This is a genomic window from Paenibacillus sp. FSL P2-0121 (assembly GCF_037975345.1).
Classification (GTDB): Bacteria; Bacillota; Bacilli; order Paenibacillales; family Paenibacillaceae; genus Paenibacillus_AQ; species Paenibacillus_AQ odorifer.
In genome coordinates this window covers 4,936,817-4,963,584 of sequence record NZ_CP150245.1, presented here as the reverse complement: position 1 = coordinate 4,963,584, position 26,768 = coordinate 4,936,817, and the positions used below count along the sequence as shown (strand labels likewise).

The following is a 26,768-nucleotide window of genomic DNA, read 5'->3' as shown; positions in this document are numbered from 1 at the left end:
GCAACGGATCGGGAGGAGAAATTATGCAAGAGCACAGTGTTTTCCGTCCTCCAAAACTAAAAATAATACTGCTGCTGCTTCCATTCTTTTTCATTCTATGGTTTGCAGGTACAGCTCAGAGTGTGCAAGCTTCCTCAACACCAGAATCCGGCAGTTCCTCCCCGGTAGACCAGTGGGTCAAGAGCCAGGTGAATAATTTACCCAAAGATAAAGTCGAGTCGTACTGGGATCAGCTGATGAAGGATTATGGTGGTTTTTTCCCGGACGGGGCCACACCAACGCTAATGGACATGCTGCTTCCGGGAGATAAGGGGCTCAGCTTAAAGGGTGTGTTATCTGGGCTTCTAGGCTTTATGTGGCATGAGGTACTGTACAACGGAAAGCTGCTCGTGACGATTGTGATGATCAGTGTGCTCAGCATGATTCTGGAGACGCTGCAAACCGCTTTTGAGCGAAAAACGGTCAGTAAGGTCGCTTATACGCTCTGTTATATGGTGGTGCTGGTAATTGCCGTGAACAGCTTCAATATCGCTATTGGTTATGCAAAGGATGCTATCGATCGGATGATCGATTTCATGATGGCGATGATTCCACTGCTGTTCGCGCTGCTGGCTTCGATGGGGAATATCGTTACGGTCTCCGTCACCCATCCGTTAATTGTTTTTATGATTCATACGGTTGGCACCATGATCCACACCCTTGTTTTTCCGCTTCTGTTCTTCTCGGCTGTGCTGCATCTGGTCAGCGCATTGTCGGAGAAATATAAACTAACGCAGCTGGCTAATCTGCTGCGAAACATCGGTGCTGGATTGTTAGGTGTACTGCTAACTGTGTTCCTAGGTGTAATTTCTGTTCGAGGGATAACAAGCTCAGTAACGGATGGGGTCACCATTCGGGCCGCTAAATATATTACAGGGAATTTTGTTCCGGTCATCGGCAAAATGTTCGCGGATGCCACAGACACAGTAATCTCAGCTTCACTGCTGGTGAAAAATGCGATCGGGTTATCGGGTGTCATTATCATATTGTTCCTGTGTGCTTTTCCGGCAATCAAAATCCTGGTGCTTGCCCTTATCTACAATATAGCCGCCGCTGTGATGCAGCCGCTGGGAGAGACGCCGATTGTGGTCTGTCTCCAGACGATTGGAAAAAGCATGGTATACGTGTTCGCTGCTTTGGCTGCTGTTTCCTTAATGTTTTTTATGGCGGTTACGATCATGCTGACTGCGGGCAATTTGACTGTAATGATGAGGTGAAGCAACCAAACTTTTAGGAGGGAAACCATGAGCTGGTTGGGCGGTTGGCTGCGGGAGATCATCCTGGTTGTGCTGTTGGCGTCATTTGTTGAATTGCTGCTCCCAAGCAAATCCATGGAGCGTTATGCAAGATTGGTGCTAAGTCTCCTAATCCTGCTCACGATGCTCAGCCCTATCGTCTCTCTCCTGAAAGGTGATGCAATCTCCGAACTGAGTGTCGCTATGGGACAGCAAGAGAAAGAGGGCGGTTTGTTCACTGGCGGAGGGAAGGGAGACCCATCCTTGGAACAGATTCTGGCAGATGGGCAAAAGCTTGCACAAGGCCGTCAGGAACAGAGTCTGCAGCTCGCTGCCGAAGAGGTGGCGGGTCAGATGAAAGAGCAGATTATCAGCGAGACCGGCAAACGCGGAGTTAATGTCACCGTAACACTGGGCATGGGGAAGTCTGGCGGCACCGGTAACGAAGACGTTCCTGTCATTTCCAATGTAAGGGTCTCTATGCCTCAGACAACAGCCAACTCCCCGGGTACTTCCGGAGCTTCCAGCACAGCGACTACAGCACCCATTACAATCTCTCCTGTAGCACCTGTAGAAGTTAAAATTGGCACTAATCCGGCAGATAACGTAGAGAGTGAAGCAACATCATCAGCTGAACCTAATAAAGCAGTGAACGGAACTGTAGCTGAAGACAGCGCGTCCGCGAGTGAAATGGAGTCCATTGTAAAGCTGCTGGAACTGAAGTGGGATTTGGATCCCAAAGTCATTCAGGTGGATGGCAGCGTGGCTAGTAACGTCAAATCATGAGCTTGATATTTCTAAGAAACTATAATTTTTAGGAGGGATGGGAGTGGGCAATTGGCTGAAAAAGCTTGAGCAGTGGGCTGGGGGTGGGGCCGGCAGTCCGAAGAGAAGCCATACCTTTCGCTGGCTGATCATTCTGGGTCTGCTGGGCGCAGCGATCATGCTATTCAATTCCTTCGTCAATGTGAAGAGGATTGATAACGAGAATACAGGGCGTGAGCCGCCGGTGAATCAGTCCTCTCAAACGGCGCTGGTGCAGAGTGATCCAACCACAACGACCAATTCGTTCGACAGCATCGAACTAGCGATGGAGAACCGGATGAAGGAAATTTTGGAGAAAATCGTTGGCGTCGGTACAGTCGATATCATGGTTACAGTGGAGTCTACAGAAGAAATTGTCGTGGTGCGTAATATGAATGACTCCCAACAGCTTAGTGAAGAGACGGATGCCAGTGGGGGGAAACGTCATACGACACAATATACGAGGGATGGCGAAATCGTAACCTACTCGCAATCAGGGGACGAGACACCCATCGTGACGAAGCGAATCAAACCTCAGGTACGCGGCGTACTGGTAGTTGCCAAAGGGGCAGAGAACAAGGTTGTTCGTGGACTTGTCGAGCAGGCTATAGAAAAAGGCTTGAACGTCCCGATCCAGCGCATTTCAGTAGTACCACGCAAACAAGAGTAGCAGGAGAAAGTCAATAAGTGAGTGCTTCCGAAGCAGCCACTAGATTAAATTTTAGGAGGAATTAGGAATGAACGGCAAAAGACAAACGATATGGTTGGTTTCTATGCTTAGCTTGATGGTGGTCCTCTCTGCATACTATTTATTCACTGAAGACTCAGGTGCTTCGATTCCAAAAGACACGGCTGGCACAATGCAGGTTGATTCCCTGAAAGACACAGCAGGTGCAGCGTTGCCAACGGTTGGTGACAAAGGTGTTGTTGTGAACGAAGTTGTTAGTCAAGGCGATGTTGTTGCCGATGAAGGCGTTGTAGATAGCACTACTGGCGCCGCTACTACGGACGACAGCGCTACTGCCGCCAAAACGGATGACAGTGCTGCTACCGCTAAAACGGATGATAGCACTACTACTGCTAAAACGGACGAAAGTACAACTACAGCTGCTAAGGACGATAGCAGTAAAGCTGCCGCAAATAGCAGTGACTCAGAGAAGGCAACAACCGACACTGCTGCTAAAGATGCCGCGAAAACAGATACATCTGCTAAAGATACAGCCGCAAATACAACAACCAAGACTCCAGCTAAAAATGACAAAGAAATTCTCGATGAAGTAGCTTCTCAAAGTGTATCGGCGAGCAGCATGTTCACTAACTACCTTTATGAACGTGAGCAAAAGAATCTTAAGAACCAACAAGACTTGCTTGCTTTGATTAATGACATGGACAAAACACCTGCTGATAACGCAGTCGCTCAAGAACAACTTCTAAATCTTGAAGAAAAAGAATCCAAAATTACCGGTATCGAAGAACAGCTTCAACAAAAATATGGCGAAGCGATTGTAAAGGAAGAAGCTGGAGACAGCTATAAAGTAGTCGTTCTCAGCGACAAACTGGATGTAAAGCAAGCGGTCAGCATCGTGGATCTCGTAATGAAGGAACTGAGTGTATCTCAAGATAAAATTAGTGTACAATACGTTTCTGAGCAATAATAAGCTGTATAATTAAAAGAAAAATGACGAAAGAGCTCGGGTTGCCCCGGGCTCTTTCCATTTTTACCGATTGTGATATAATACATAAAGTTATCTTGTCCGCTTAAGAAGTGGCTTCGAGAGAAAGCTGAAGGAGTGAACTGATATATGTTCAAGTTGAGCGAAATTAAGGAATTGATTAAATTGCTGGACCAGACCTCCTCTGTACATGAGTTGGAGATCGAAAGCGAAGGAATGAAGCTTGCAATTCGCAAACCGGATCGCCCTGAAGCTGATGGAACAGCAGTACAGGCGACTCCTTATGCTGCCTATCCCTTTACGCCTGCCCCGCAGCCGCAGAGCGTACCGCAAGTATCCTATCCGGTAGTAGGTGAAGTTCCTCCAGCGCAGCAGCCACAAGCAGCTGCAGAAGGCAAACTACATAAAATTGTGTCTCCAATGGTGGGGACCTTTTATAGTGCCGCTTCTCCGGAAACGCCTTCGTTTGTTAATGTTGGAGACCGTGTAAGTGAAAAATCAACGGTTTGCATTATTGAGGCGATGAAACTGATGAATGAGCTGGAAGCGGAGATCAAAGGTGAAATCGTGTCTGTGCTTGCTGAGAACGGTCAGCTTGTAGAATACGGTCAACCACTATTCTTGGTTAAACCGGAATAAATACCGCAGACTACTTAAGGAGCGGAAGCTTCGCAAAACTTTGGGAGGAAACGCATGAACATTCAAAAAGTGTTGATTGCCAACCGCGGCGAAATCGCGGTCCGCATTATTAGGGCCTGCCGTGAACTGGGCATTTCCACCGTCGCGGTCTATTCGGAACCCGACCGGGATTCACTGCATGTCCGGTTGGCTGATGAAGCTTACTGCATCGGTCCGATGCCGGCCAAGGACAGCTATCTGAACTTTACAAATATTATGAGTGTAGCCACCTTAACGGAATGTGATGCCATCCATCCTGGCTATGGATTTTTAGCTGAAAATGCGGATTTTGCAGAGATTTGTGAATCTTGCAATATTATCTTCATAGGACCTTCTCCAGATGCCATAAACCGTATGGGTGACAAGGCTGTGGCGAAGGAAACCATGAAACTGGCTGGAGTTCCGATTATCCCGGGCTCAGATGGTCTTGTAGGCGATGTAGAGGAAGCTGTCATGCTGGGCCGCGATATTGGGTACCCAATCATCGTTAAGGCGACTGCAGGTGGCGGAGGTAAGGGAATACGAATTGCTGAGGACGAGGAATCTTTAGTGAAGCAGATTACTGCTGCACAACAGGAAGCACAAAAGGCGTTTGGTAACGCTGGTGTATATCTGGAGAAATTCCTAACAGGCATGAAGCATGTGGAGATTCAGATTATTGCAGATAAACATGGCAATGTAGTGCATTTAGGTGAACGGGACTGCTCCGTGCAGCGTCGTCGCCAAAAGCTGATTGAAGAGGCACCTTGTTCAGTGCTCACACCGGAAATTCGGGAAGCAATGGGTAATGCAGCAGTTCGAGCAGCACTTGCCGTGAATTATTCGGGAGCCGGAACACTTGAATTCCTGCTTGGACCGGACGGACAGTTCTACTTCATGGAGATGAATACCCGTATTCAGGTTGAACATCCAGTAACAGAAATGGTTACAGGTGTGGATTTGATTAAGGAAATGATCTCTGTAGCAGAAGGCAATCCGCTGTCATTCACTCAGGAAGATATCGTGATTAATGGCTGGTCCATTGAATGCCGTATAAATGCTGAAGATCCTGAGCGTAATTTCATGCCTTCACCAGGAAAAATCGGCTTTTATTTGCCACCAGGAGGCCTTGGCGTTCGTGTGGATAGTGCGGCGTACCCAGGATATACGATTTCCCCTTTCTATGATTCTATGATTGCAAAACTGATTGTATGGGCTCCTACACGTCAGGAAGCGATTGCGAAGATGAAGCGCGCCTTGGCTGAATTCGCCGTGGAAGGCATTCATACCACCATCCCTTTCCATCAGAAACTGTTGGAGCATCCTGTATTTTTGGATGGTAACTTTGACATTAAGTTTCTTGAAGAGTATGAAATTTAGGACGACTTCGGTTTGTTTGTCATAAAGTTCGTCAAATGATATAGTATGTTTAATAAGAGACGTGCTTTACGCTTGAAATCATGAACAATCTTTCTTGAAAGGTGTGAAGTCTAAAATGAGTACATTGCCGACAGAATACGAACGGACGGAAATCGGTGAAATCCAGATTGCTCCTGAAGTAATCGAGGTTATTGCAGGTCTGGCGACCGTTGAGGTTAAAGGTGTAGCAGGTATGAGCGGCGGATTCGCCGGTGGTATTGTTGAACTTCTTGGACGTAAGAATCTGTCCAAAGGAGTTAAAGTAGAGGTTGGACAACGTGAAGCTGCGGTGGATGTTTCTGTAATTATTGAATATGGCAATCGCCTTCCTGAAGTGGCTGCTGAAATTCAACGTAATGTTAAGCGCTCCATCGAGACTATGACTGGTCTGACTGTTGTGGAAGTGAATGTGCATATTCATGATGTGCAATTCAAGAACAACAACACTGTAGACAAGAACGAAGAAACAGAAACGATTCTTCGTGTGAAATAGCAGTCATCGTTCTTCCATAAACCCCCGACAGCAAAGTCGAGGGTTTACTCTAATTTAAGGAGGTTATGAGACTCGTGGCAAAAATTTTGGACAGACTTTTGCTGTTTGTCTACAGCTTAAGTATCGGAATACTATCTGTTATTGCCATCCTCCTCTTAAGCGGTGCGATTCCTAGAACTTTGGAGATTGAGAATGGACCAGCAGCTTATATTACAGCAATAATAGTAGCAGTTGTCTTGTTCCTTCTGAGCATCCGATTTTTCTACATCTCTCTGCGCCGTGATCGCGCTTCATTGCCTTCGGTCGATCAGCGTACAGAGTATGGGGATATCCAGATTTCAATGGAAACTATTGAGAATCTGAGTCTTAAGGCTGCCGGTAAAGTGAAGGGAATCAGAGATCTCAAGTCACGTATTCGTGTCTCGCAGGCTGGCCTTGAAATTACAATTCGTGCAGTAGTGGACGGTGAGCATTCATTACCGCTGCTTACCACAGAAGTACAACGTCAGGTGCATGATTTCGTGCAGGAGACAACCGGCATTCCGGTTGCTGATGTGTCTGTATATATTGCTAACCTCACGCAGTCTCCAAGCTTCAAAAGTCGAGTGGAATAGAGGTGAGTTTCCCTTATGTCTTGGAAAGAAGTATGGGAAAGTCACGGGGGTAGAATCGCCGGAGTGACTTTCGGCATTGGTCTGGGTTTGATTTATTTAATTTGCGGTTTTTGGGATATGCTGTTCTTTGCACTGGTAGTGTTCATCGGATATACGCTCGGCAAAAGAAAGGATACCGCGCAAGCGCCCCTGTTTCAATGGCAGGAGTTGGTTTCGCGATTATCCGGACGCTGGCGTCCCTTTAAGTGAACCGCGATAGTCTTTTTCCCGGAGCAGGAAACCGTAAGTTTGTGTTGTCCGTTGCCCCCGGAAGAAAGGCTTTGCGGTTTTTTTGCGACAAGGGATAGGTATATTTGCGAGCTTCCTCTGAAGGTATCTTCGCTTTGTGCAATAATCCTCACAGGAATAGGGAAAGAATGAATAAGTGTGAAGCGATATTTGGGTCGTAGACGTTGTTGCAGTACAAGTGAATATTTTAATGCGATATAAGATTTTAGGAGGAACACATGAAAAGACGTATAGCTAGAGAGATTATTGTCCAAAGCCTGTATCAGATGGAAATGAACGATGTGGAAAGCGCGGAAGCTGTAGAAATGCTGCTCGAGGAAGCCTCAGAAGAGAATGAAACCGAACGTGTAATCACGGACGAGATTCAGCTTAAACACTATGTGGTAGAGCATGTGAATGGGGTATGGGAGCACAAGGTAGCGATCGACGATATACTTGAACATTACCTGAAGGGCTGGCAAATGAGCCGTCTGTCACGTGTGGATCGTCAGATTCTACGTTTAGCAGCGTATGAAATGGTGTTCGCCAATGATGTGCCTGCGAAGGTTGCGGTGAATGAAGCGATCGATTTGGCCAAGCATTTTGGAACGGATGATTCCGGGAAGTTTGTTAACGGAGTACTCGGCAAGATGATCCAAGAGATAGATACTATTAAAGCTGACCATTCTTAATTTATAAACCATAGTAAAGTATATAAAAGGGGAGAGACTAACATGACAGCAGCAATCATCAGTGGTAAACAAGTATCCGAGGAAATTCGTATTAGCATTGCCCAAGAGGTTGCTGAACTGGCGAAACGCGGCGTAAAGCCCGGTTTGGCTGTTATTCTAGTAGGTGAAGACCCGGGATCTCAGGTTTATGTTCGCAATAAGGAGAAATCTTGTATCAGCTTAGGATTCCATTCGGAAGTGCATAAATTGGATGAATCCACTTCTCAAGAAGAACTTCTGGCACTGGTAGCAGAGCTAAACGGACGCGATGATATCGACGGAATTCTGGTTCAACTCCCATTGCCTAAGCATATCGAGGAGAAGGCTGTTATTGATGCAATCTCCGTGGAAAAGGATGTAGACGGCTTTCACCCTGTCAATGTAGGCAACCTGGTCATCGGTGCTGACAGTCTTCTTCCATGTACTCCTGCAGGAGTAATCGAACTGATCAAACGTACAGGAACAGGTATGGCAGGTAAACATGCCGTTGTAATTGGTCGTAGCAATATTGTAGGAAAGCCAGTTTCCCTCTTGTTGCAACGCGAAAATGCTACCGTAACTATGTGCCATTCCCGTACAGCTAATATGCAAGAGATTAGCCGTCAAGCGGATATTTTGGTTGTAGCGATCGGACGAGCTAATTTCATTGATGCTTCCTATGTGAAGCCGGGTGCTGTTGTCATCGATGTGGGCATGAACCGTCTGGATAACGGTAAACTCGCAGGTGATGTTGATTATGAAAGTGCAAAAGAAGTTGCCGGATACATCACGCCTGTTCCAGGCGGGGTTGGTCCGATGACTATTACAATGCTGATGAGCAACACGCTGATTGCGGCTAAACGCCGTCACGGCCTGGAATAGGGGTAAGATTCATGGCGGCAGAGCGGCAGGTTTATTCGATCAAAGAACTCAACCGTTATATCCGCATGAAGCTAGACTCGGATAATTTACTTTCGGATGTGTGGATTCGCGGAGAGATATCCAACTTTACACATCATGGCAGCGGGCATATGTATTTTACACTTAAGGACGAGAGCAGCCGCATTAAAGCGATTATGTTCGCTTCTCATAACCAGCGGCTACCCTTTATTCCGAAAGAAGGCGCTCGGGTAATTGCCAGAGGTAATGTGACCGTTTATGAACGGGATGGGCAATATCAGTTCTACGCCACACATATGCAGCCTGATGGGATTGGCAGTTTATATCTGGCCTATGAGCAGCTGAAGAGCAAGCTTGAAAAAGAAGGCCTTTTTGCAGAAGCTCGCAAGCGTTCGTTGCCGCGGTTCCCGAAGTGTATTGGTGTGATTACTTCCCCAACAGGAGCAGCTGTACGAGATATTGTGATTACGCTTCAGCGGCGGTTTCCGCAGGTAGCTATTGTAATCTATCCCGTACTGGTGCAAGGCAAAGGCGCTGCGCCTTCGATAGTGAAGGCGATTGGTGCGCTGAACGCCATGGGTGAAGCCGACGTGCTTATCGTCGGCCGCGGCGGCGGTTCGCTGGAGGAGCTGTGGGCATTCAACGAGGAGGAAGTCGCGCGAGCGATATCGGCATCAAGGATTCCGGTCATCTCGGCCGTCGGCCACGAGACCGATTTCACGATTGCCGATTTCGCCGCCGACCTCCGCGCGGCTACGCCCACAGCGGCCGCTGAGCTGGCCGTGCCTCACGCCGGCGAGCTAGCTGCGCAGCTTCGCCAGCTGCAGCAGCGGCTGCGCCAGGCGCTGCAACAACGCGCCCAGCGTGGACGCGAGCGCCACTCGGTGCTGCAGCGCTCGCTGGCGCTGGCAGGCCCGCGCCGCACGCTGATTCAGCACACGCAGCGGCTGGACATGCTGCGTGAGCGGCTCCAGCGCTCAGTGGATGCACGGCTCAGCCGTTCCCGCGAGCGCAAGGCGGTGCTGCATCACAGTCTGCAGCGGTTCCATCCGCGCGACAGTGTTGCTGCAGCACGTCAGCTCACAGACAGTCTGCGCCGTGAGTTAATGGGCGCTATGCAGGCTCGTTTGCAGGAGAAGCGATCTCGCTATGTGGCGGAGATCCGCCATTTGGATGCGCTTAGCCCGCTTAAAGTAATGTCACGAGGCTACAGCCTAGTGTATGACGAGGCGGAAGAACATTTAATCAAATCGCTGACTGAAGTACAGCTTGGCGATCTTGTGGTGATAAAGATGAATGACGGACAGCTGAACTGCCAAGTATGGGGGATGAAGGAGGATGGCAAAGACGATGACGAAGGAAGCGGAACTTGATTTTGAAGGCGCTATGGACCGACTGGAGGAAATCGTTCGTGAGCTTGAACACGGCGACGTTCCTCTGGAGAAGGCCATCGATTTATTTCAGCAGGGCATGAAGCTGTCGCAGCTTTGCGGCAGCAAGCTGGAACAAGTAGAGCGTAAGATCGAAATGATTACCCAAGAGGACGGAGAACTGCGCAAAAAGCCGTTTGGTGCACGTCTGGAAGGGGACGCCGATGAATCGCTTTGAGAATGATCTGGAGGGAAGCTCCGCAAGTGAAAGCATGCGGCAGCCGCTGGAGGATTACATCGCGTCGATAAGTGATTTGCTCTCACATGAGCTTGAGACTATTCTTCCCGCAACTTGGACGGTTCCAGAAAATTTACAGCAAGCGATGAAGTATTCGCTAATGGCAGGAGGCAAACGCCTCCGGCCGCTGCTTGTGATCGCTGCTTGTGAATCACTGGGAGGCAGCCGTGAAGCAGCCTTGCCTGTTGCAGCTGCGATTGAGATGGTACATACCTACTCGTTGATTCATGATGATCTGCCTGCCATGGATAATGATGATTATCGGCGCGGCAAGCTGACGAATCATAAAGTCTTTGGTGAAGCATCAGCTATTCTTGCGGGTGATGCGCTTTTGACCCATGCTTTTTATAGTGTGGTACAAGCCTCCCGTAAATTTGGCATTCCTGCTGATAATGTTTTATCCATAGTGGAGGATCTGGCGGAAATGGCAGGTCCACGCGGCATGGTCGGCGGTCAGATTGCAGATATGGAAGGCGAGCAAGGACTAACAGATCTTGCGCAGTTGAAGTATATTCATCTGCATAAAACCGGAGATTTAATTATCTTTTCGTTGTTAGCCGGCGGACGTATCGCAGGGGCAACAGAGAAGCAGCTTGAAGCTCTGCGTGATTTTGGTACAAGCATCGGACTAGCTTTTCAAATCCAGGATGATATTCTTGATTTGGTTGGTGATGAAGGAAAGCTTGGCAAAAAAACAGGCAGCGATATCAAGCAGCAGAAGGTAACCTACCCTTATTTTATTGGGTTGGAGGAATCTCGTGCTGAGGTGAAGCAGCTTACAGAAGCAGCCCGAAATGCTGTGCTGAATGGCGGTTTTTACGACAACCAGCGCCTGCTGGAAATTGCAGATTATTTAATGGCACGTGATCACTAAGTATGAACTTTCGAAGCGGCTGTATTTCGACAGCCGTTTCGTTTGTGTTATAATGGTTTTTATATATTTTACAACATCTAGGAAAGCGGGGAACTATTCGTGCTGCTTCCACAAATAAATGATCCACAACAACTGAAATCACTGTCAGTCGAAGAATTAACTACTCTTGCAGAGGAGATTCGACGATTTCTGATTGAGAAGCTTACAGCAACCGGCGGGCACCTCGGTTCTAATCTGGGGGTGGTGGAGCTCACGCTGGCCTTACATTATTGCTACAACAGTCCTCGTGACAAAATGATCTACGACGTTGGCCACCAAGCCTATGTCCACAAAATACTGACCGGCCGTCAAGAACGCTTTGATACCCTGCGCAAATATCAGGGATTGTGCGGCTTTGTTAAGCGCTCTGAAAGCGAACATGATGTGTGGGAGGCTGGACATAGCAGCACCTCTTTGTCGGCAGCGATGGGGATGGCTATGGCTCGTGATCTAAAAGGCGAAGACAACAAGGTGATTGCCGTGATTGGTGACGGTGCGCTTACCGGCGGGATGGCTTTTGAAGCGCTTAACCACATTGGTCATGAGAAGCGCAAGCTGATGGTCATTTTGAACGATAATGAAATGTCGATTGCTCCGAATGTAGGGGCGATGCACAATTATTTAAGCAAAATTCGTTCGGACCGTCATTATTTGCGTGCCAAAGACGAGGTTGAAGGGCTGCTTAAGAAGATTCCGGCCATCGGTGGACGATTAGCGAAAACCGCTGAACAATTAAAAAACAGTCTTAAATATATGATGGTTCCTGGAGTATTGTTTGAAGAGCTTGGTTTTACGTATCTTGGGCCAGTGGATGGACATGATCTGGAGAAAATGATCGACACCTTCCATCAAGCAGATAACGTGGCGGGTCCTGTGCTTGTGCATGTGCTGACGACCAAAGGCAAGGGCTACAAACCGGCTGAGACTGATTTTTATAAATCGCATGCTATTTCCCCTTACAAAATTGAGTCAGGTCAGGCACTTAAAGCTGTAGGTCCTCCAATGTACACCGAAGTATTTGGTAGTACACTGATTGAGCTGGGACGTGAAGATTCGCGTCTGATTGCAGTTACCCCTGCGATGCCAGGCGGTTCAGGTTTGTTTCCTTTTGCGAAGGAATTCCCGGATCGTATGATTGACGTGGGGATTGCAGAGCAGCATGCGGCAACCTTGTGTGCAGCTTTGGCTATGGAAGGGATGAAGCCGGTATACGCCGTGTATTCTACCTTCATGCAGCGTGCCTATGATCAGATCGTCCATGATATTTGCCGCCATAACGCCAATGTTATGTTCGCTATTGACCGTGCTGGATTTGTGGGTGCGGATGGTGAGACTCATCAGGGTGTGTACGATGTTGCTTTTATGCGCCATATCCCTAATATGGTTATGATGATGCCAAAAGACGAGAATGAGCTGCGTCATATGATGAAGACGGCACTTGAATATAATGACGGTCCAATTGCTTACCGCTATCCGCGTATTAATGGAACAGGTGTGGTAATGGACGCTGAACTGCATACCCTTCCTATAGGATCATGGGAACGACTGCGTACAGGAGAAGGATATGCTGTAGTGGCATGTGGTCCTATGGTTCAAGTGGCTGAAGAAGCCGCTGATTTGCTGAAGCGGGAAGGGATTCAGGTGGGCGTTGTGAATGCGCGTTTCCTGAAGCCGCTTGATAATTCCATGCTTCTGGATTTGGCTCATGCTGGAACCAATATGGTTGTTATTGAAGAGGCTTGCCAAGCGGGAAGTCTCGGCAGTGCGGTATTGGAGTTCTACGCGGAGCATGAAATTTATGACGCTCGTGTACATCTGATGGGTGTGCCCGACATCTTCGTGGAGCATGGCTCCATTAAAGAACAACGTCAGCAAACAGGTCTTACCGTAGAAGCGTTATGTGCACGTATCAAGTCCATGATGGCTCTAAGTGCTTATAATTACAAAACGACTTCGTCTTCCTAAGTGGAAGCCGGAAATTAGTAACCCTTGAACGATCGGGAGATGACCATGGAACACCGTAAAGAACGGATTGATGTACTGCTTGTGGAGCAAGGTTTTTATGAAAGCCGGGAGAAAGCTAAAGCTGCTATTATGGCAGGTTTGGTGCTCGCGGATGAGGAACGTATTGAAAAAGCTGGCATGAAGGTCTCGCGGGAGTCTACCCTTAAGGTTAAAGGCTCTGTGCATCCGTATGTCAGTCGTGGAGGCCTAAAGCTGGAGAAGGCTCTTCGCCAATTTAATATTGATCTTACCGGTCGGAACATGCTGGACATTGGTGCTTCCACTGGCGGCTTCACAGATTGTGCGCTTCAGAATGGTGTAAGCCATGTATACGCCATTGATGTTGGCTATAACCAGCTGGATTGGTCACTGCGGAATGATGAGCGAGTGAGCGTTATGGAGCGTACGAACTTCCGGTATACGACACCTACAGATTTGCAGGGTCCTGTTCCGGACTTTGCCAGTATTGATGTATCTTTTATATCCTTAAAAATAATTCTCCCACCCCTCAAAGCCTTGCTGCAACGTCCAGCAGATATCGCTGCACTCATCAAGCCGCAATTTGAGGCTGGACGTGAGAAGGTTGGAAAATCAGGTGTGATTCGTGATTCCGCTGTCCATAAAGAGGTTTTGATTAATGTACTGACTATGGCTGCAGAGTTAGGATTCGGTCTCCATGGATTGACTTTTTCGCCAATTACAGGCGGGGAAGGCAATATTGAGTTTCTTGCTCATTGGAGACTGACGCCAGAAGTGGCGGAAGGCGAAGAATCATCCGTACAGCCGGCAGCTGCTGTTGCAGCAGTCATTCCAGTGGAGGACTTTCCATCCCTTGCTGATGAAGTGATTAAGCAGGCTACGGGTACTTTTAATGTGAGTTCTACTCATGGAAACTCCGCGCGCCGTTAGAGCTTTATGAACACCCCGTCAACCTCAAATGGTCAGCGGGGTGTTTTTTTTGAGCGGGAAGTCTGAAGAGTTCAACCTTGAAAATTCCTCTTCATCTGTTAAGATTGAGGGAGCAGATTTGCTCAAAGGGATTGAATTTATTAAAATAAAGACCCGGTATAAAATCCGGGTCTTTATATTTTGAATCTTTTTTTGGATTTACTGTGCTCGTTGTAATTGTAAATTGCTGAATTAGCGAATAATATCAATTATGCGGAAAGCTTATAAAAAGACAGCTTAGAAGCAGGATTTACCAGGGCTTCACGCGAATAAATCACCGAGGTGATTGATAGTGGCGGGTAGCTCTGACAAGGTCGTTATGGCGTTTATTGGGGTAGCATTATCGATTTTTATAATATATCGGATATATGTATGGCTGCAGAGTTCTCCGCGTTCTTTTATGAAGGATCAGATTCCGTTCAATAAAGTGATTATTCCACATCCCTCTATTGATATACTTGAGGATGAAGGATATGAGGTCGTTGGAGGGAAATTAAAAATCCCCTTATCTTTCAACGTAAATGGGGCGCAGATGTATAGCCGGTTATTTATAGATTATGTGGCGACAAAAGAGGAAGGCTCGTTATATTTAGTTATCCTTTCCAGACCACGCAAGCCTTTGGATTTCACTGGCAGCGGCTTACGTGATACCTTGCTTCCCTACCTGCTGATCTATCCGGAATGCAGCGGCGTTCTATATGTTAATGTAGCAACAGCATCGATCCATGTAATTAAGCTTGGCAAAGACGACGGAGAATCAAACTGAGTCCATATTTTTTATATACCAGGAGGCAACAATGAAGGGACAACGACATATTAAGATTCGTGAAATTATTACACAAAAGGATATCGAGACACAGGACGAGCTTGTGGAAGCCTTGCGTGAATCAGGTTTTCAAGTTACCCAAGCCACAGTATCTCGAGATATAAAAGAGCTGCTGCTCATCAAGGTACCCATGGATGATGGAAGATATAAATATTCACTTCCAACGGATCAACGATACAATCCCATTCAGAAGCTTAAGCGCGTTCTTGTGGATAATTTTGTACAGATCGATTCCTCGGCTAATCTTGTGGTGATGAAATGTTTACCAGGTACGGCTAACTCTGTCGCTGCTTTAATTGATAATATTGACTGGCCGCAAATTATGGGAACCCTTTCTGGTGATGATACAATCCTTATTATTTGCCGTTTACCTGAGGACAGCAAGACTGTAATTTCACAAATCATGGGTTATATTTCTTAATTATAATTAATCAGATGCCTGTCATCTTCTCGGAGGTGCTCTATTAGTGTTAGAAACCTTGTCTATACGCAATCTTGCCGTCGTTGAGGCGGTAGATGTGCATTTTTATCCTGGCTTCCACGTGCTTACGGGGGAGACCGGGGCAGGTAAATCCATTATTATTGATGCGCTTGGATTGATTGTTGGAGGCCGCGGTTCAGCGGATTCCATTCGTTATGGTTGTGAAAAAGCGGAGATGGAGGCGCTCTTCAGTCTTCCAAGCGGTCATCCCGTTTGGGAGACTTTGGAGCGTCTTGGCATTGAGGCCCAGCGCGAGGAGCATCTTATTATACGACGCGAGCTTACCTCTCAAGGTAAAAGTACATCACGTGTAAATGGACAGATGGTCAATCTTACCATGCTTCGCGAGATCGGCGAGCAGCTGGTTAATATACACGGCCAGCATGAGCACCAGAACTTGCTGAAGGCGGAACGGCATCTGGGACTGCTGGATACATACGGAGAACCGATTATTGGTCCGCTAAAGGCAGTTTTTCAGGAAAGGTATTCTGCCTTCGCGAAGGTGGAGAAAGAGCTGCGAGAGCTGCAGGAATCCAGCCAGAAGGCATACCAAATGCTTGACTTATATCGTTTTCAGCTTGAAGAAATTTCATCCGCCGGATTAAAACCGGGAGAAGATGAATTACTTACCGAAGAACGGGTCAAACTATCCCACAGTGAGAAAATGATGGATTCCGTATCGGGTGCATATGAGCTGCTTTACGACAGACAAGGCTTGGAATCGATCGGTAATGTCATTTCCAGACTTGAGGATGCAGTTCGTTACGATGAGAAGGGTCTGCGAACAGTGCTCGAACAGCTGCAGTCCTCATATTACCAGCTAGAGGATGCTGCTTTTCAGCTTCGTGATTACCGGGAAAATATCGAGTTCAATCCGATGCGACTTGAAGAAATCGAGAATCGTCTGGATTTGATCACTGGACTCCGACGTAAATATGGAGAAAGTGTAGAACAGATTTTGGCTTATTATGAACAAATTCACCGGGAAACTGATTTGCTTGAGAATAAAGATGAATATCTGGAGAAACTGACGGCGAAGCGCGATTCGTTGCTGTCTGTATTAATGGAAGCAGCTACGGAATTAAGTGAAGCACGAAAGCTTTGTGCTGCTGATCTGGCCACCCAAGTGGAGGGTGAGCTCAAAGACCTTCAAATGGAAAGAACCTCGTTGCAGGTCAAATTGGACAGGCTGGAGGACCCGCGTGGAGTCGAATACAATGGTCGGCGTATTCGCCTCACAAGACAAGGGATAGACAGCGCAGAATTTATGATATCCCCTAACCCGGGCGAACCCCTGAGACCGCTTGGCAAAATCGCCTCTGGTGGTGAGCTGTCGCGTATTATGCTGGCAATGAAAAGTATTTTTGCGCGCCATGATGCAATTCCAGTTCTGATTTTTGACGAAGTGGATACTGGTGTCAGCGGCAGAGCTGCTCAGTCCATCGCAGATAAGCTGTTTAAGCTGTCCTCTACCTGTCAGGTGTTCTCCATTACTCACTTGCCGCAGGTGGCTTGTATGGCTGACCATCAGTACTTAATCCGCAAAAAGGTTGAGGATGGAAGAACCATGACTGAAGTGGAATCTTTAACGAACGATGGACGTGTAATGGAGCTGGCCCGGATGCTGGGTGGCGTAGAAATTACCGAAAAAACATTGCACCACTCGCAGGAAATGCTTAATCTGGCCGAGGCAAGTAAGGCTGCAACAAGCTAAGCGGAGCAATGATTGACAGTAATAAAAGCCTGGGGGCAAGGTTATCTTATAGGTACGCAATTGGCGACCACCTTTTTCGTCAAGCGAAAGAAGCAAAAGGGAGCGTGACAGCCATTGAAGCCTAACCTCAGGAAGTTAATGCCAGGCCTTTTATTTGCCTTCTTTCTTAGTTTATCGGGCATAACGGGAACAAATCTAAGTTCTGCTGCACCACTGCAAGGTGAACCAGCCAAGGTGACTGCACAAGGAATTCATTCCGAGCTTAAGGTGATCCCGGGAGGTCAAACGATCGGTGTGAAAGTGAAATCAGCAGGTGTTTTGGTTGTTGGTCATCATCTGATTGAAGTATCCGAGAAATCTAAGCTTTCCCCAGGAGAGGTCAGCGGTTTAGTGCCGGGTGATCTGATGATCTCCATGAATGGTGAGAAATTGGATGAGTTGTCCAAGGTGGCCAAGCTGGTGGATCGTGCTGGTAAAGCGAATAACCCCTTGACCATTGTCTTCAAACGCGGAGGTAAAGAGCATACAGCTAAGCTAAAGCCCGCGTATGACATTCATGACAAAGTGTGGCGGTTAGGCCTGTACATTCGTGATTCAGCAGCGGGTGTCGGCACATTAACTTTTTATGCTCCCGAGCAAGGTGTATATGGAGCTTTGGGACATGTGATTACAGACATGAATACCGGTACTCCAATTGTTGTAGGCAGTGGTCATATCGTTCAGTCCAGTGTCACCTCCATATCCAAAAGCCAGGATGGCGATCCGGGCGAGAAACGAGCGCATTTTTTGAAAGAAAGCCAAGTGCTTGGAAATGTGGAGAGCAATACTGACTTCGGCATCTTCGGTAAAATGAGCTCCAATCCCGAGCACAGTCTTTACAAAGAACCTATCCCCGTGGCGATGAGCGATCAAGTCAAGGAAGGTCCTGCTGAGATCCTAACTGTAGTTGACGGACAGCAGGTGGAGCGGTTTAAGGTTGAGATCATTCATGTAGCACATCAGCAAACGCCAGCCACTAAAGGAATGGTGCTGCGGATCACCGATCCACGTCTTATCGATAAGACAGGCGGTATCGTTCAAGGCATGAGCGGAAGTCCTATCGTACAGGATGGCCGTCTCATCGGAGCCGTAACTCATGTATTTGTAAATGATCCTAAGTCCGGTTATGGGTGCTTCATCGAATGGATGCTTCAAGATTCAGGTGTGACCAAACAGGAGAATAGGTATTCATTAAATCTTAAGGCGGTTTAGCCTTAAGATTTTTTTGTCGAACGATTACGAAGAACCTCGAACATTGAGATAAAATATTTAATTATAATCCAACGCAGAAAAAAAATAAAGAAAAATAATTTTCGACAGAAGGGAATTCGATCTCCATGTCGAAAACGTAAGAGACAAGAAAAAAATGTTATTTTCGAATAGCAGATATAATTAAGGAGGAAGCAGCCAGTGCAGAATATTGAAGTGTTGTTGGCCGATGATAACAGGGAATTTACGAATTTGCTTTCCGAGTACATTTCTGAGCAAGAAGATATGACCGTAACGGGTATCGCCTATAATGGTGAAGAAGTGCTTCAAATGCTTAGCGAAGCGCGTAAAATTCCCGATGTTCTTATTCTTGATATCATCATGCCGCATTTAGACGGCCTAGGTGTATTGGAACGTCTACGTGATATGGATCTGAATCCTCAACCGAAGATCATCATGCTGACTGCTTTTGGTCAGGAGAACATCACTCAAAGAGCTGTACAGCTTGGTGCATCCTATTATATTTTGAAACCGTTCGATATGGAGGTCCTGGCAAATCGTGTACGTCAGCTTGTCGGCTCTCAAGGCAGCATGAGCTCCTCCTCCAACATGTACAATTATTCGTCGACGTCCAGATCGAATGTAGTGCCGCTCTCTAAGGGCAAGAACCTCGACGCTAACATTACCTCGATCATCCATGAAATCGGTGTCCCAGCGCATATCAAGGGCTATCAGTACCTGCGTGAAGCAATCACCATGGTATATAACAATATCGAGATCCTTGGTGCGATTACGAAGACGCTCTACCCAGCAATCGCTGAGAAGTTCAAAACCACGCCTTCACGCGTAGAACGCGCGATCCGCCATGCGATTGAAGTCGCTTGGACACGTGGCAACATTGACTCCATTAGCCATTTATTCGGCTACACCATTAATATCTCCAAATCTAAGCCTACTAACTCGGAATTTATTGCCATGGTAGCCGACAAGCTGCGGATTGAGCATAAGGTTAGTTGAAAGGGTTAGGGGCAGTGCGTGGTACAGTCAGTATAAAATCGATAAACTTGTTTTGAACCGATAAACTTTTTAAATCTCGCCCGATAAACCTAAATGGTTTATTGGGTTTTGTTTTTATTTAAAGATTAGCCATCTTATAAATGGTGAAACTCAAGCAGGGGCTTAGAACAATCGGGCCAGCTGGTTAGATAAACCAATTCTTCTATCAGAATATATAGAACTACATTTGTGAGTTAAGTCGGAGGAATCTTCATGAATTATTACGAATCAGGTGTTGAAAGAATTAAGAATATTGATGCGAATTTATACATTGGAATTTCAAAAAAAAGATACGAAGAAGTAAGGTCTAGAGGTGAATATGAAGCAGATGCTAATTTGATTGCAGAGTATTACCGTAGAGTCGGCGTGTTTTTGCAGTTTATCTCTAAGGAAGCAGCAAGTATATACATAGGTATGGATATGTTATTAGGTTTTAAGATGGAGGAAAATGAGTGGGACATTTTCTTAGAAACGTGTCCGAATTTTAATAAAATTGATATTATGCTTATGAAATTAATAAGTATACATTATTTACGCTGGTGCTCTTTGCTTGATGCGCGCGACAATATCGCATTGCAGTTTCCAGATATATATGAACCGATGATCAAATTATTTGAGAGAGGTGGGGGACGGATTAATACCCATCACCACGAACTGGTTGGTGGATTTGGAGCTTTTTCACGCTCTATTTATGCAAATAGAGGAGATAAGACACCTTTTGATATAAGCGATGTTGCTCTAGAAAATATAATTAAGGAAGTAGAACTAGCAGAAGGTTACTTAGCGGACTACAAGAACGGAAATTTATCAGAAAATAATTGTATCCGCTGTGGTAACAAATTATTGATCCTACCAAAATTATCGGATTATGGTTATCAATGGTATAAAATTATATGCGAGACCAAAGACTGTTTTGATAAAAATTTCTCATGATACTTCATTATAGTTATATCAACCAGAGAGATGAAGAGAAGTTTGGCAAAAAATGTGTTGGGAAAGATTTTTAATGATAAGTGAACCACTGTCCCGGCATGAGCTATCAATAAAATCAATGCAGTAAAAAGACACTGAGATCTATTCATCAGTGTCTTTAATGTGGATACTTTTCCACCAACATTTTATTTCATCGTTCTTGTAATCATTTTCATTCAGAAGGTTGGAATTTAAAGTAACTTAATCAGCTCTTCTAGCTCGTCAACCATACCTTTTGCAAGTTCAAAATTATTGTCTTTTAAAGCTAATTCTATTTTCATTTCAACTGCTTTTTTATTTTGTTCATTTTCTAAATAATCTTTATCAAAATGACTGGCATAAATCATCTTTCTGAATTTTCGCATACTCATTTTTCTAATCGTCTTCTCGTCAATGATTAGTACATAATCCATACCATTTACTACAGAATAGAAATCATGAGAAATCATGAGAATTGCACCTTTATAATCTTCAATGGCTTTCTCCAGTGCGATTTGTGTATAGGTGTCTAAATGGCTTGTCGGTTCATCAAGAAGCAATAAGTTTGCTTTGCTAGCAGAAACTTTCGCCAATTGCAGTATATTTTTTTCGCCACCAGATAAAGATTCTATCTTTTGAGTAAGAATTTCTCCTTCAAAGCCATAGTTTGAAAGATGTGCTCTAATCTCGTCATAAGTTGCAAACCCAGCATCGATGAAGTCTTCTAGTATGGTATTAGAATCCTTTAGCACTTCGTCTTGAAGCTGAGAAAGATAAGCCACTTTAATATCAGCATTTATTTCAATTGAATCATGATTATTTTTAAAGATATCTCGGAGTAAAGTCGTTTTCCCGGTACCGTTTGGACCGATAAGGGCTACTTTATCTGTAGGTTTCATCTCAAAGTTAACATTTTCTAAAATCAACTCATCAAAGGAAACACTATAATTATTCACATTTAAAACAGTGATGTCTTCTTCAAATTCATTGTCCACACCAAAACTGATTTTTGGTTGCTTAATATCAACGAATGGCGCTTTAATTTTTCGCGCTTCCAATCTTTCTTGAAACTTAACCCTAGCTTTTAACGCTCTCCCTCTAGATGCTTCTGAATTATAGGTTGCGATCGCTCTAAGATTATCAATAATGTTATCGTATCTCTCTATTTCTTCTTGTTCAGCGACTGCGATTTCTTGTAACTCAATTTTCGTCTGAAGTAATGAGAAGTTATACTCAATATATCGCCCATCGAACTCTTGGATCTCCATGTTTTCAAGGTGTATAATTTTGTTAAAACAATGATTCAATAGATAACGGTTATGCGTAACAACTAGCAATATTCCTTTGTGAGCATTAATCAGATTTTTAAGTGCATTTAGGTTTTCAAAATCTAAAAATACATCGGGCTCATCCATAATCATTAAGTCTGGACTAGTCAGCATTTCCTTCATCACTTGAATAAGCTTGAATTCCCCACCACTTAGGTCGGATACCCTAACATCTTTTAGCTTCAAGAGGTTGGCTAAATTTAGTTTCTTATTAATATTGCTTTCAAAATCATTTCCATCCATTAAATCAAAGGCATCTAGAGCTAATTGATACTTTTCGAGTAATGAATCAATATCTGATGATGTTTCCATTTCAGTGAGAATCGCTGTTATTTCATTTTGTATCTTAATAAATTCTTCTCCTATATATTCAAAAACGGTTGTTTCTTTAGATTTGTCTAGTTGCGAAAACTGACTTACATATCCAATTTTGCAGGTGGGGTCCATCTCTAGCTTGCCTTCGAACAAATATTTTTCTGGATCCATCAGTATATCGATCAGTGTACTTTTACCACTGCCGCTTGTTCCTATAAAAGCGCAATGTTGTGCTTCTTCAAGCGTAAATGAAATGTTTTTATATAGTTCTTTTTGCGGGAATGCGAAGGATAAGTTATCAACTTTTATCATAGTGTTACCTTTCTTAACTAAAAATAGTGACTATTATAAGATGTATTGAAGAGTACAGATTTTGAGTTTACCGTTGATAGAGTAACACTGTTTACAAGCAACTTCAATCATTTCGCATTAAAGGTATCAAAATCATCTGATAATACAATCTTACAGACTAATAAATTATGGTCATAAAACCTATAAATACCTAATGGCTACAACTCGGAATTGATTGCCTTGGTAGAAGATAAGCTGCGGAAAATATTCCATTTAATGTTATAGTGGAATTAGTAGGATAAATCCTTTGTTATTTTAGATACGTACATGCTTGAATTTATTAAGGAGAATCATAGCTACAGATGTAAATAATCTAAGTGTAATATTTAATTATGGAGGGAATATGAAATTTCATTTGAGATATGTAATACTATCTTTTTGTGTATTCTTCTTTTTGTCAGGATGTAGCTGGAATGCAATCAATGAAAAAGAATTAGATCAATTTATCGAAAGTGAAAATTTGGATTATGTATCTATACAAAAGTTAAACGACGAGGAATATTACATTTTTAGCTTGCCCTATATTTATATTTATCGTAGCGCTTCTGACTATACTAAATCTACGGCTATGATACGAGATGAGATAGCTATTGGTGGTTTAGAGAAAGGTTCAATTGGCCTTGTAATTAATAATACGCAAGTTTTAAAAGATGCTAAAACATTTTCAGTGGTGATTGACAGTAAGACTCGTGAGTATGAATATACAGGTGGGAAATATCTAATTATAAAAGATAGTAGGATTTGGAATCCGACTGCTCAATTAAAAATTATTTTCTCAAATGATAAAAACGAAACAATATTTGAATCAGATTATTAAAGAAGATTTATTGGTGTTTACTACTATTTACATATTCTTATTTTGCTGATTTTCTATTACATGAGTATCACTTGAAAATACATATAAGAACCTTCTTTGCGTATAGCCTTCATGCGTAATCAACAATGTTTACGTAGATTATGATGATACTTATCTTCAAAGTTAAATTGGTAAACAAATAAGGAGAACTCTTTATGACAATCCCATCAGGAATAACACGTGAACACGTAATCAGTGGTAAAATATTCCTTGGCTATCTTTGTTTATGTTTATAAGAACAAGAGTCATATAAAGTGAATTTGAAAGTGGGAGAATAGTTTATGGATTTAAAGAAAATTAATTCTTTAACAAAGTACCCAAGCATTCTTACATATCATCAATTAGGTGAACGAGGTCGGTTAAATGATGTTTTAACGGAGTCAAGAGGCTTCGCAGAATTAGATGATGTTTTTGTTTGCGAAAAAGTAGATGGTGAAAATTCAAGGATCATTTTATTAAAAAATGATGATAACGAAGTTGATTATCTAATTGGTTCCAGAGAAGAATTGTTATATGCAAAAGGAGATAGAATCGGTAATCCTTATGGGAACATTGCGGAATTTCTTAAGCCGTTAGCAGAAAAAGTAATTGCAGATATCCTTCCTGAGGGTGACTGGGCATTAACCGTAATTTATCAGGAATCTTATGGAGGGAAAACTAAAGCATCCAAGAACTATTCTGACAGAAAAACTCAAGGGTATCGTGTATTTGATGTGTTCTCCTTGAATAAGGATGAATTATATAGACTTCTTGAGTTATCGCAGGAGAAAATTGCGGTGTGGCGTGATCACGGAAATCAACCATTTTATGATGAAATTGAGAAGAAGAGATTTATTGAAAGTATTGATTTGCAGTCTGCACCACTTCTTGAAACCACAAAGGGTTCCGAGTTTCCAATTTCTCTTGAGAGTACTTATTCTTATTTAAAAAGATTCGAAAACACGCAAGTAGGCATCGACGCATCAGGCAAATCAGAAGGAATCATTGTTAGAACAACGGATCGTAAACAAATTAGAAAAATACGGTTTGAAGATTATGAAAGAACGTTTAGAAAGTAATAGTTGGAATTATTATCAATGCTGATATTTTCAGAATTTAGCATAAGGTTCCTTAAGAGATGGCGGTTGTGAACAGCCCTCAAAATACTGCATATTCATTGGTCCAAAACCAATAAATATGCGGTATTTTTTTGTGCAGTTTTGAACTCCAACTAGATAAATCCCTATCGGCTATAACTAATACCATGTCCTTGCCATTCGCAAAACCTCCCCACTTCACAAAACATACACCCATTTGGCAAATAATGTTTGACATGTGAGGAATGTCACTGATAAGATGATGTAAATTAAACCTAGTTGAATAATCGGATAAGGTTCTTTAGAGGATTTCATTATTTTTTTTACTCTGAATACCTATTAAATACATAAGTATAGTTTAGTTTAAATTTATCGGAAAGGGTGAATGGAGTGTCGAAGGAAACACTGGTTATCGAACATTTGAATAAAGTATTCGCCGCGCCTGCAGGTGATGTTATCGCATTAAGTAATATTCAGCTGAAGGTGAAAAAAGGCGAGTTGATTACGATTATAGGTCCCAGCGGCTGCGGAAAAAGTACCTTGCTAAAAATTGTGGCAGGACTGGATACGGGCTATAGCGGCGCGGTTCTACTGAATGGCAAACAGATCGACGGTCCGAGTATTGAGAAGGGATTTATTTTTCAAGAACCAAGACTTTTTCCGTGGTTGACGGTGGAGCATAATATTGCAGCAAATTTATCGCTTAAAAATCCAGAGGTTCGCAAAAAAGTAGATGAATTGATTGAACTTGTACGGTTAAAGGGTTTTGAGAAATCCTATCCACGTGAGCTGTCAGGCGGGATGGCCCAACGAGTATCTATTGCTAGGGCGTTGCTCCGTAATCCGGATGTATTATTGCTCGATGAACCTTTTGGCGCACTAGACGCTTTTACTAGATCACATCTGCAAGAGGTACTTCTTGATATTTGGCAGAGCAATAAGACGACTATGTTATTTGTGACTCATGATCTGGATGAAGCTGTATTCCTGGGTGAGCGGGTAGTCATTATGAATCCCCGACCTGGGCATATTCGCAATATTCTTCCCATCGATTTACCGTTTCCGCGAAAAAGATCCAGTACTTCTTTCCAAGAATTACGTCGACTGGTTCTGAGTGAGTTTGAGAAAGTAGAAGAACCGGCAATCGATGTTGGAGCTGGTATCTAGATAAAGAGAGTCCATTTTTTTATAAAAAGGAGAGAGATGATCCATGAAATTATTTCGTAATTCACTACTTCTTATGCTTGTTTTGACTGTATTTGCAACAGGCTGCGCTTCGAATGAAAAGAGTGCAGGAAAGAACGACGCCAACAAATATGAAGGTGTGACCATTAAGATTGGCGTGCAGGGCAGCGGGGGGATGTTTGGTAAAGCCCGTGAGGAAAAATGGTATGAGCAAGAATTTGATAAGCTGGGCGTAAAAGTAGAATGGACGGAATTTCAAAGTGGACCCCCAATGACAGAGGCGATCGCTTCTAATAAGTTGGACATAGCGACTCTTGGTAACATGCCGGTGATCGCAGCCCAAGCTGCGGGTATTCCTATTAAGATTATCTCACAAGTATTAGAAGGTACGAATAACGTTGCTCTTCTTGTACCTGGTAGTAGTACTGCTCAGCAACTGGAGGATCTGAAAGGCAAGAAGATAGCTGTTACAAAAGGCAGCAATGCTTACAACTTCCTTTATCGCGGTATTGAGGAATCAGGTCTTAAAGAAGCAGATTTTGAGATTATCCAGCTACAGCCTGATGAAGCACAACCTGCATTTGAAACCGGTGGCGTTGATGCATGGGCTACATGGGATCCGTATATTACTCTAAACGCATTGACCGGTAAAGGGAAGGTTTTGACGGATGGTGAGCAATTGGGTGTCTTATCTCCTTCTTTTGTGATCTCCCGTTCAGCGTTCGCAGAGAAATATCCAGAACTAGTTACGCTTTATTTAAAAGTAACCAACAAAGCTATAGCTTGGGAGACAGATAATCGCGCTGAAGCGACTGAAAGATATGCAGCTGAGCGGAACATTCCGGCAGCGGTAATCGAAGGTACGTTTGAACGTTCCCAGATGATCAACATTCCAATTAGTGATGCTGTTGTTGAAGAATTGCAGAAGACAGCCGATTTTCAATTTAATATTAAGAACATCCGTAAAGAGATTGAAGTTTCTAAAATAACAGACAATCAATATATTGAAGCAGCACTGAAGGAACCTTTGAAGTAAC

General features: G+C 44.2%; 27 protein-coding genes. 26 read left to right on the top strand and 1 reads right to left on the bottom strand.

Annotation, left to right across the window (positions count from 1 at the left end; translation table 11 throughout):
- The first annotated feature begins 23 nt into the window (after positions 1-23).
- The 22 genes from spoIIIAE to MKY54_RS21980 all read left to right on the top strand — a co-directional run bounded on the left by spoIIIAE (position 24) and on the right by MKY54_RS21980 (position 20,602).
- A complete protein-coding gene (spoIIIAE, locus tag MKY54_RS22085) occupies positions 24-1,256 on the top strand; it encodes a stage III sporulation protein AE (RefSeq protein WP_076218779.1) in 1,233 nt (410 codons plus the stop codon).
- 27 nt (positions 1,257-1,283) lie between these two features.
- On the top strand, positions 1,284-2,060 hold the full coding sequence (gene spoIIIAF, locus MKY54_RS22080; RefSeq protein WP_076303985.1) for a stage III sporulation protein AF: 777 nt from the start codon (positions 1,284-1,286) through the stop codon (positions 2,058-2,060).
- 43 nt (positions 2,061-2,103) lie between these two features.
- Positions 2,104-2,748 (top strand): stage III sporulation protein AG, encoded by a 645-nt coding sequence (spoIIIAG, locus tag MKY54_RS22075; protein WP_076134498.1) that lies wholly within the window; start codon positions 2,104-2,106, stop codon positions 2,746-2,748.
- Positions 2,749-2,815: 67 nt separating this feature from the next.
- The gene (locus MKY54_RS22070) at positions 2,816-3,733 is read left to right on the top strand and encodes a SpoIIIAH-like family protein (protein WP_076278399.1); all 918 of its coding nucleotides are present in this window, start codon (positions 2,816-2,818) and stop codon (positions 3,731-3,733) included.
- Positions 3,734-3,880: 147 nt separating this feature from the next.
- Positions 3,881-4,390 carry an acetyl-CoA carboxylase biotin carboxyl carrier protein gene (gene accB / locus MKY54_RS22065; protein ID WP_076098642.1) on the top strand — a complete coding sequence of 170 codons (510 nt, stop codon included), beginning with the start codon at positions 3,881-3,883 and terminating at the stop codon, positions 4,388-4,390.
- Positions 4,391-4,444: 54 nt separating this feature from the next.
- Positions 4,445-5,788 carry an acetyl-CoA carboxylase biotin carboxylase subunit gene (accC, locus tag MKY54_RS22060; RefSeq protein ID WP_036682831.1) on the top strand — a complete coding sequence of 448 codons (1,344 nt, stop codon included), beginning with the start codon at positions 4,445-4,447 and terminating at the stop codon, positions 5,786-5,788.
- 115 nt (positions 5,789-5,903) lie between these two features.
- Complete coding sequence (locus tag MKY54_RS22055) at positions 5,904-6,320, top strand: Asp23/Gls24 family envelope stress response protein (RefSeq protein WP_076129649.1); 417 nt, start codon at positions 5,904-5,906, stop codon at positions 6,318-6,320.
- A 74-nt stretch (positions 6,321-6,394) separates the two neighbouring features.
- Complete coding sequence (amaP, locus tag MKY54_RS22050; protein ID WP_036682827.1) at positions 6,395-6,934, top strand: alkaline shock response membrane anchor protein AmaP; 540 nt, start codon at positions 6,395-6,397, stop codon at positions 6,932-6,934.
- Positions 6,935-6,949: 15 nt separating this feature from the next.
- Positions 6,950-7,183, top strand: coding sequence for a DUF2273 domain-containing protein (locus MKY54_RS22045; protein WP_036682825.1), 234 nt, complete (start codon positions 6,950-6,952; stop codon positions 7,181-7,183).
- Positions 7,184-7,440: 257 nt separating this feature from the next.
- Complete coding sequence (nusB, locus tag MKY54_RS22040) at positions 7,441-7,893, top strand: transcription antitermination factor NusB (RefSeq protein WP_036682824.1); 453 nt, start codon at positions 7,441-7,443, stop codon at positions 7,891-7,893.
- Between the two features lie 42 nt (positions 7,894-7,935).
- Positions 7,936-8,793, top strand: coding sequence for a bifunctional methylenetetrahydrofolate dehydrogenase/methenyltetrahydrofolate cyclohydrolase FolD (gene folD / locus MKY54_RS22035; protein ID WP_036682821.1), 858 nt, complete (start codon positions 7,936-7,938; stop codon positions 8,791-8,793).
- Between the two features lie 11 nt (positions 8,794-8,804).
- Positions 8,805-10,184 (top strand): exodeoxyribonuclease VII large subunit, encoded by a 1,380-nt coding sequence (xseA, locus tag MKY54_RS22030; RefSeq protein ID WP_339187942.1) that lies wholly within the window; start codon positions 8,805-8,807, stop codon positions 10,182-10,184.
- Positions 10,162-10,419: an exodeoxyribonuclease VII small subunit gene (gene xseB, locus MKY54_RS22025; RefSeq protein WP_036682818.1), complete on the top strand. Its 258-nt coding sequence runs from the start codon at positions 10,162-10,164 to the stop codon at positions 10,417-10,419. The genes xseA and xseB overlap by 23 nt, the downstream gene beginning before the upstream one ends.
- Entirely contained in the window at positions 10,406-11,353 is a 948-nt protein-coding gene (locus MKY54_RS22020) for a polyprenyl synthetase family protein (RefSeq protein ID WP_339187940.1), read from the top strand. Before xseB ends, MKY54_RS22020 begins: the two co-directional genes overlap by 14 nt.
- Before the next feature lie 99 nt (positions 11,354-11,452).
- Positions 11,453-13,357, top strand: a complete 1,905-nt coding sequence (dxs, locus tag MKY54_RS22015; protein WP_339187937.1) for a 1-deoxy-D-xylulose-5-phosphate synthase — start codon at positions 11,453-11,455, stop codon at positions 13,355-13,357.
- A gap of 45 nt (positions 13,358-13,402) precedes the next feature.
- A complete protein-coding gene (locus MKY54_RS22010; protein ID WP_248548420.1) occupies positions 13,403-14,305 on the top strand; it encodes a TlyA family RNA methyltransferase in 903 nt (300 codons plus the stop codon).
- 331 nt (positions 14,306-14,636) lie between these two features.
- Positions 14,637-15,110, top strand: a complete 474-nt coding sequence (locus MKY54_RS22005) for a hypothetical protein (RefSeq protein WP_232061423.1) — start codon at positions 14,637-14,639, stop codon at positions 15,108-15,110.
- A gap of 31 nt (positions 15,111-15,141) precedes the next feature.
- Positions 15,142-15,591: a transcriptional regulator ArgR gene (gene argR, locus MKY54_RS22000; RefSeq protein ID WP_036682813.1), complete on the top strand. Its 450-nt coding sequence runs from the start codon at positions 15,142-15,144 to the stop codon at positions 15,589-15,591.
- A 46-nt stretch (positions 15,592-15,637) separates the two neighbouring features.
- Positions 15,638-17,365, top strand: a complete 1,728-nt coding sequence (gene recN / locus MKY54_RS21995) for a DNA repair protein RecN (protein WP_076129654.1) — start codon at positions 15,638-15,640, stop codon at positions 17,363-17,365.
- Positions 17,366-17,503: 138 nt separating this feature from the next.
- Positions 17,504-18,616, top strand: coding sequence for a SpoIVB peptidase (spoIVB, locus tag MKY54_RS21990; RefSeq protein WP_081387083.1), 1,113 nt, complete (start codon positions 17,504-17,506; stop codon positions 18,614-18,616).
- Positions 18,617-18,814: 198 nt separating this feature from the next.
- Entirely contained in the window at positions 18,815-19,630 is an 816-nt protein-coding gene (gene spo0A / locus MKY54_RS21985) for a sporulation transcription factor Spo0A (RefSeq protein WP_036682806.1), read from the top strand.
- Positions 19,631-19,882: 252 nt separating this feature from the next.
- Positions 19,883-20,602, top strand: a complete 720-nt coding sequence (locus MKY54_RS21980; RefSeq protein ID WP_076278395.1) for a hypothetical protein — start codon at positions 19,883-19,885, stop codon at positions 20,600-20,602.
- 230 nt (positions 20,603-20,832) lie between these two features.
- Here the strand turns inward: MKY54_RS21980 and MKY54_RS21975 are convergent, their stop codons facing one another.
- Complete coding sequence (locus MKY54_RS21975) at positions 20,833-22,575, bottom strand: ATP-binding cassette domain-containing protein (RefSeq protein WP_076129468.1); 1,743 nt, start codon at positions 22,573-22,575, stop codon at positions 20,833-20,835.
- Between the two features lie 382 nt (positions 22,576-22,957).
- Between MKY54_RS21975 and MKY54_RS21970 the strand changes: the two genes are divergently transcribed.
- From MKY54_RS21970 to MKY54_RS21955, 4 genes are all read left to right on the top strand, one after another.
- Positions 22,958-23,431 (top strand): hypothetical protein, encoded by a 474-nt coding sequence (locus MKY54_RS21970; RefSeq protein WP_076184159.1) that lies wholly within the window; start codon positions 22,958-22,960, stop codon positions 23,429-23,431.
- A 320-nt stretch (positions 23,432-23,751) separates the two neighbouring features.
- Positions 23,752-24,528 (top strand): RNA ligase family protein, encoded by a 777-nt coding sequence (locus MKY54_RS21965; protein ID WP_339187930.1) that lies wholly within the window; start codon positions 23,752-23,754, stop codon positions 24,526-24,528.
- A gap of 408 nt (positions 24,529-24,936) precedes the next feature.
- On the top strand, positions 24,937-25,713 hold the full coding sequence (locus tag MKY54_RS21960; protein ID WP_076281395.1) for an ABC transporter ATP-binding protein: 777 nt from the start codon (positions 24,937-24,939) through the stop codon (positions 25,711-25,713).
- A 43-nt stretch (positions 25,714-25,756) separates the two neighbouring features.
- Positions 25,757-26,767 (top strand): aliphatic sulfonate ABC transporter substrate-binding protein, encoded by a 1,011-nt coding sequence (locus tag MKY54_RS21955; protein ID WP_339187928.1) that lies wholly within the window; start codon positions 25,757-25,759, stop codon positions 26,765-26,767.
- Position 26,768 lies beyond the last annotated feature (1 nt).

Coding starts and splice junctions, on each gene's coding strand:
- spoIIIAF (WP_076303985.1), top strand. CDS start 1,284: ATGAGCTGGTTGGGCGGTTGGCTGCGGGAGATCATCCTGGTTGTGCTG.
- MKY54_RS21970 (WP_076184159.1), top strand. CDS start 22,958: ATGAAATTTCATTTGAGATATGTAATACTATCTTTTTGTGTATTCTTC.
- spoIIIAE (WP_076218779.1), top strand. CDS start 24: ATGCAAGAGCACAGTGTTTTCCGTCCTCCAAAACTAAAAATAATACTG.
- MKY54_RS22010 (WP_248548420.1), top strand. CDS start 13,403: ATGGAACACCGTAAAGAACGGATTGATGTACTGCTTGTGGAGCAAGGT.
- accC (WP_036682831.1), top strand. CDS start 4,445: ATGAACATTCAAAAAGTGTTGATTGCCAACCGCGGCGAAATCGCGGTC.
- MKY54_RS21965 (WP_339187930.1), top strand. CDS start 23,752: ATGGATTTAAAGAAAATTAATTCTTTAACAAAGTACCCAAGCATTCTT.
- MKY54_RS22045 (WP_036682825.1), top strand. CDS start 6,950: ATGTCTTGGAAAGAAGTATGGGAAAGTCACGGGGGTAGAATCGCCGGA.
- nusB (WP_036682824.1), top strand. CDS start 7,441: ATGAAAAGACGTATAGCTAGAGAGATTATTGTCCAAAGCCTGTATCAG.
- folD (WP_036682821.1), top strand. CDS start 7,936: ATGACAGCAGCAATCATCAGTGGTAAACAAGTATCCGAGGAAATTCGT.
- accB (WP_076098642.1), top strand. CDS start 3,881: ATGTTCAAGTTGAGCGAAATTAAGGAATTGATTAAATTGCTGGACCAG.
- MKY54_RS22020 (WP_339187940.1), top strand. CDS start 10,406: ATGAATCGCTTTGAGAATGATCTGGAGGGAAGCTCCGCAAGTGAAAGC.
- MKY54_RS22070 (WP_076278399.1), top strand. CDS start 2,816: ATGAACGGCAAAAGACAAACGATATGGTTGGTTTCTATGCTTAGCTTG.
- argR (WP_036682813.1), top strand. CDS start 15,142: ATGAAGGGACAACGACATATTAAGATTCGTGAAATTATTACACAAAAG.
- MKY54_RS21975 (WP_076129468.1), bottom strand. CDS start 22,575: ATGATAAAAGTTGATAACTTATCCTTCGCATTCCCGCAAAAAGAACTA.
- xseB (WP_036682818.1), top strand. CDS start 10,162: ATGACGAAGGAAGCGGAACTTGATTTTGAAGGCGCTATGGACCGACTG.
- MKY54_RS22055 (WP_076129649.1), top strand. CDS start 5,904: ATGAGTACATTGCCGACAGAATACGAACGGACGGAAATCGGTGAAATC.
- spoIVB (WP_081387083.1), top strand. CDS start 17,504: ATGCCAGGCCTTTTATTTGCCTTCTTTCTTAGTTTATCGGGCATAACG.
- MKY54_RS21955 (WP_339187928.1), top strand. CDS start 25,757: ATGAAATTATTTCGTAATTCACTACTTCTTATGCTTGTTTTGACTGTA.
- xseA (WP_339187942.1), top strand. CDS start 8,805: ATGGCGGCAGAGCGGCAGGTTTATTCGATCAAAGAACTCAACCGTTAT.
- MKY54_RS21980 (WP_076278395.1), top strand. CDS start 19,883: ATGAATTATTACGAATCAGGTGTTGAAAGAATTAAGAATATTGATGCG.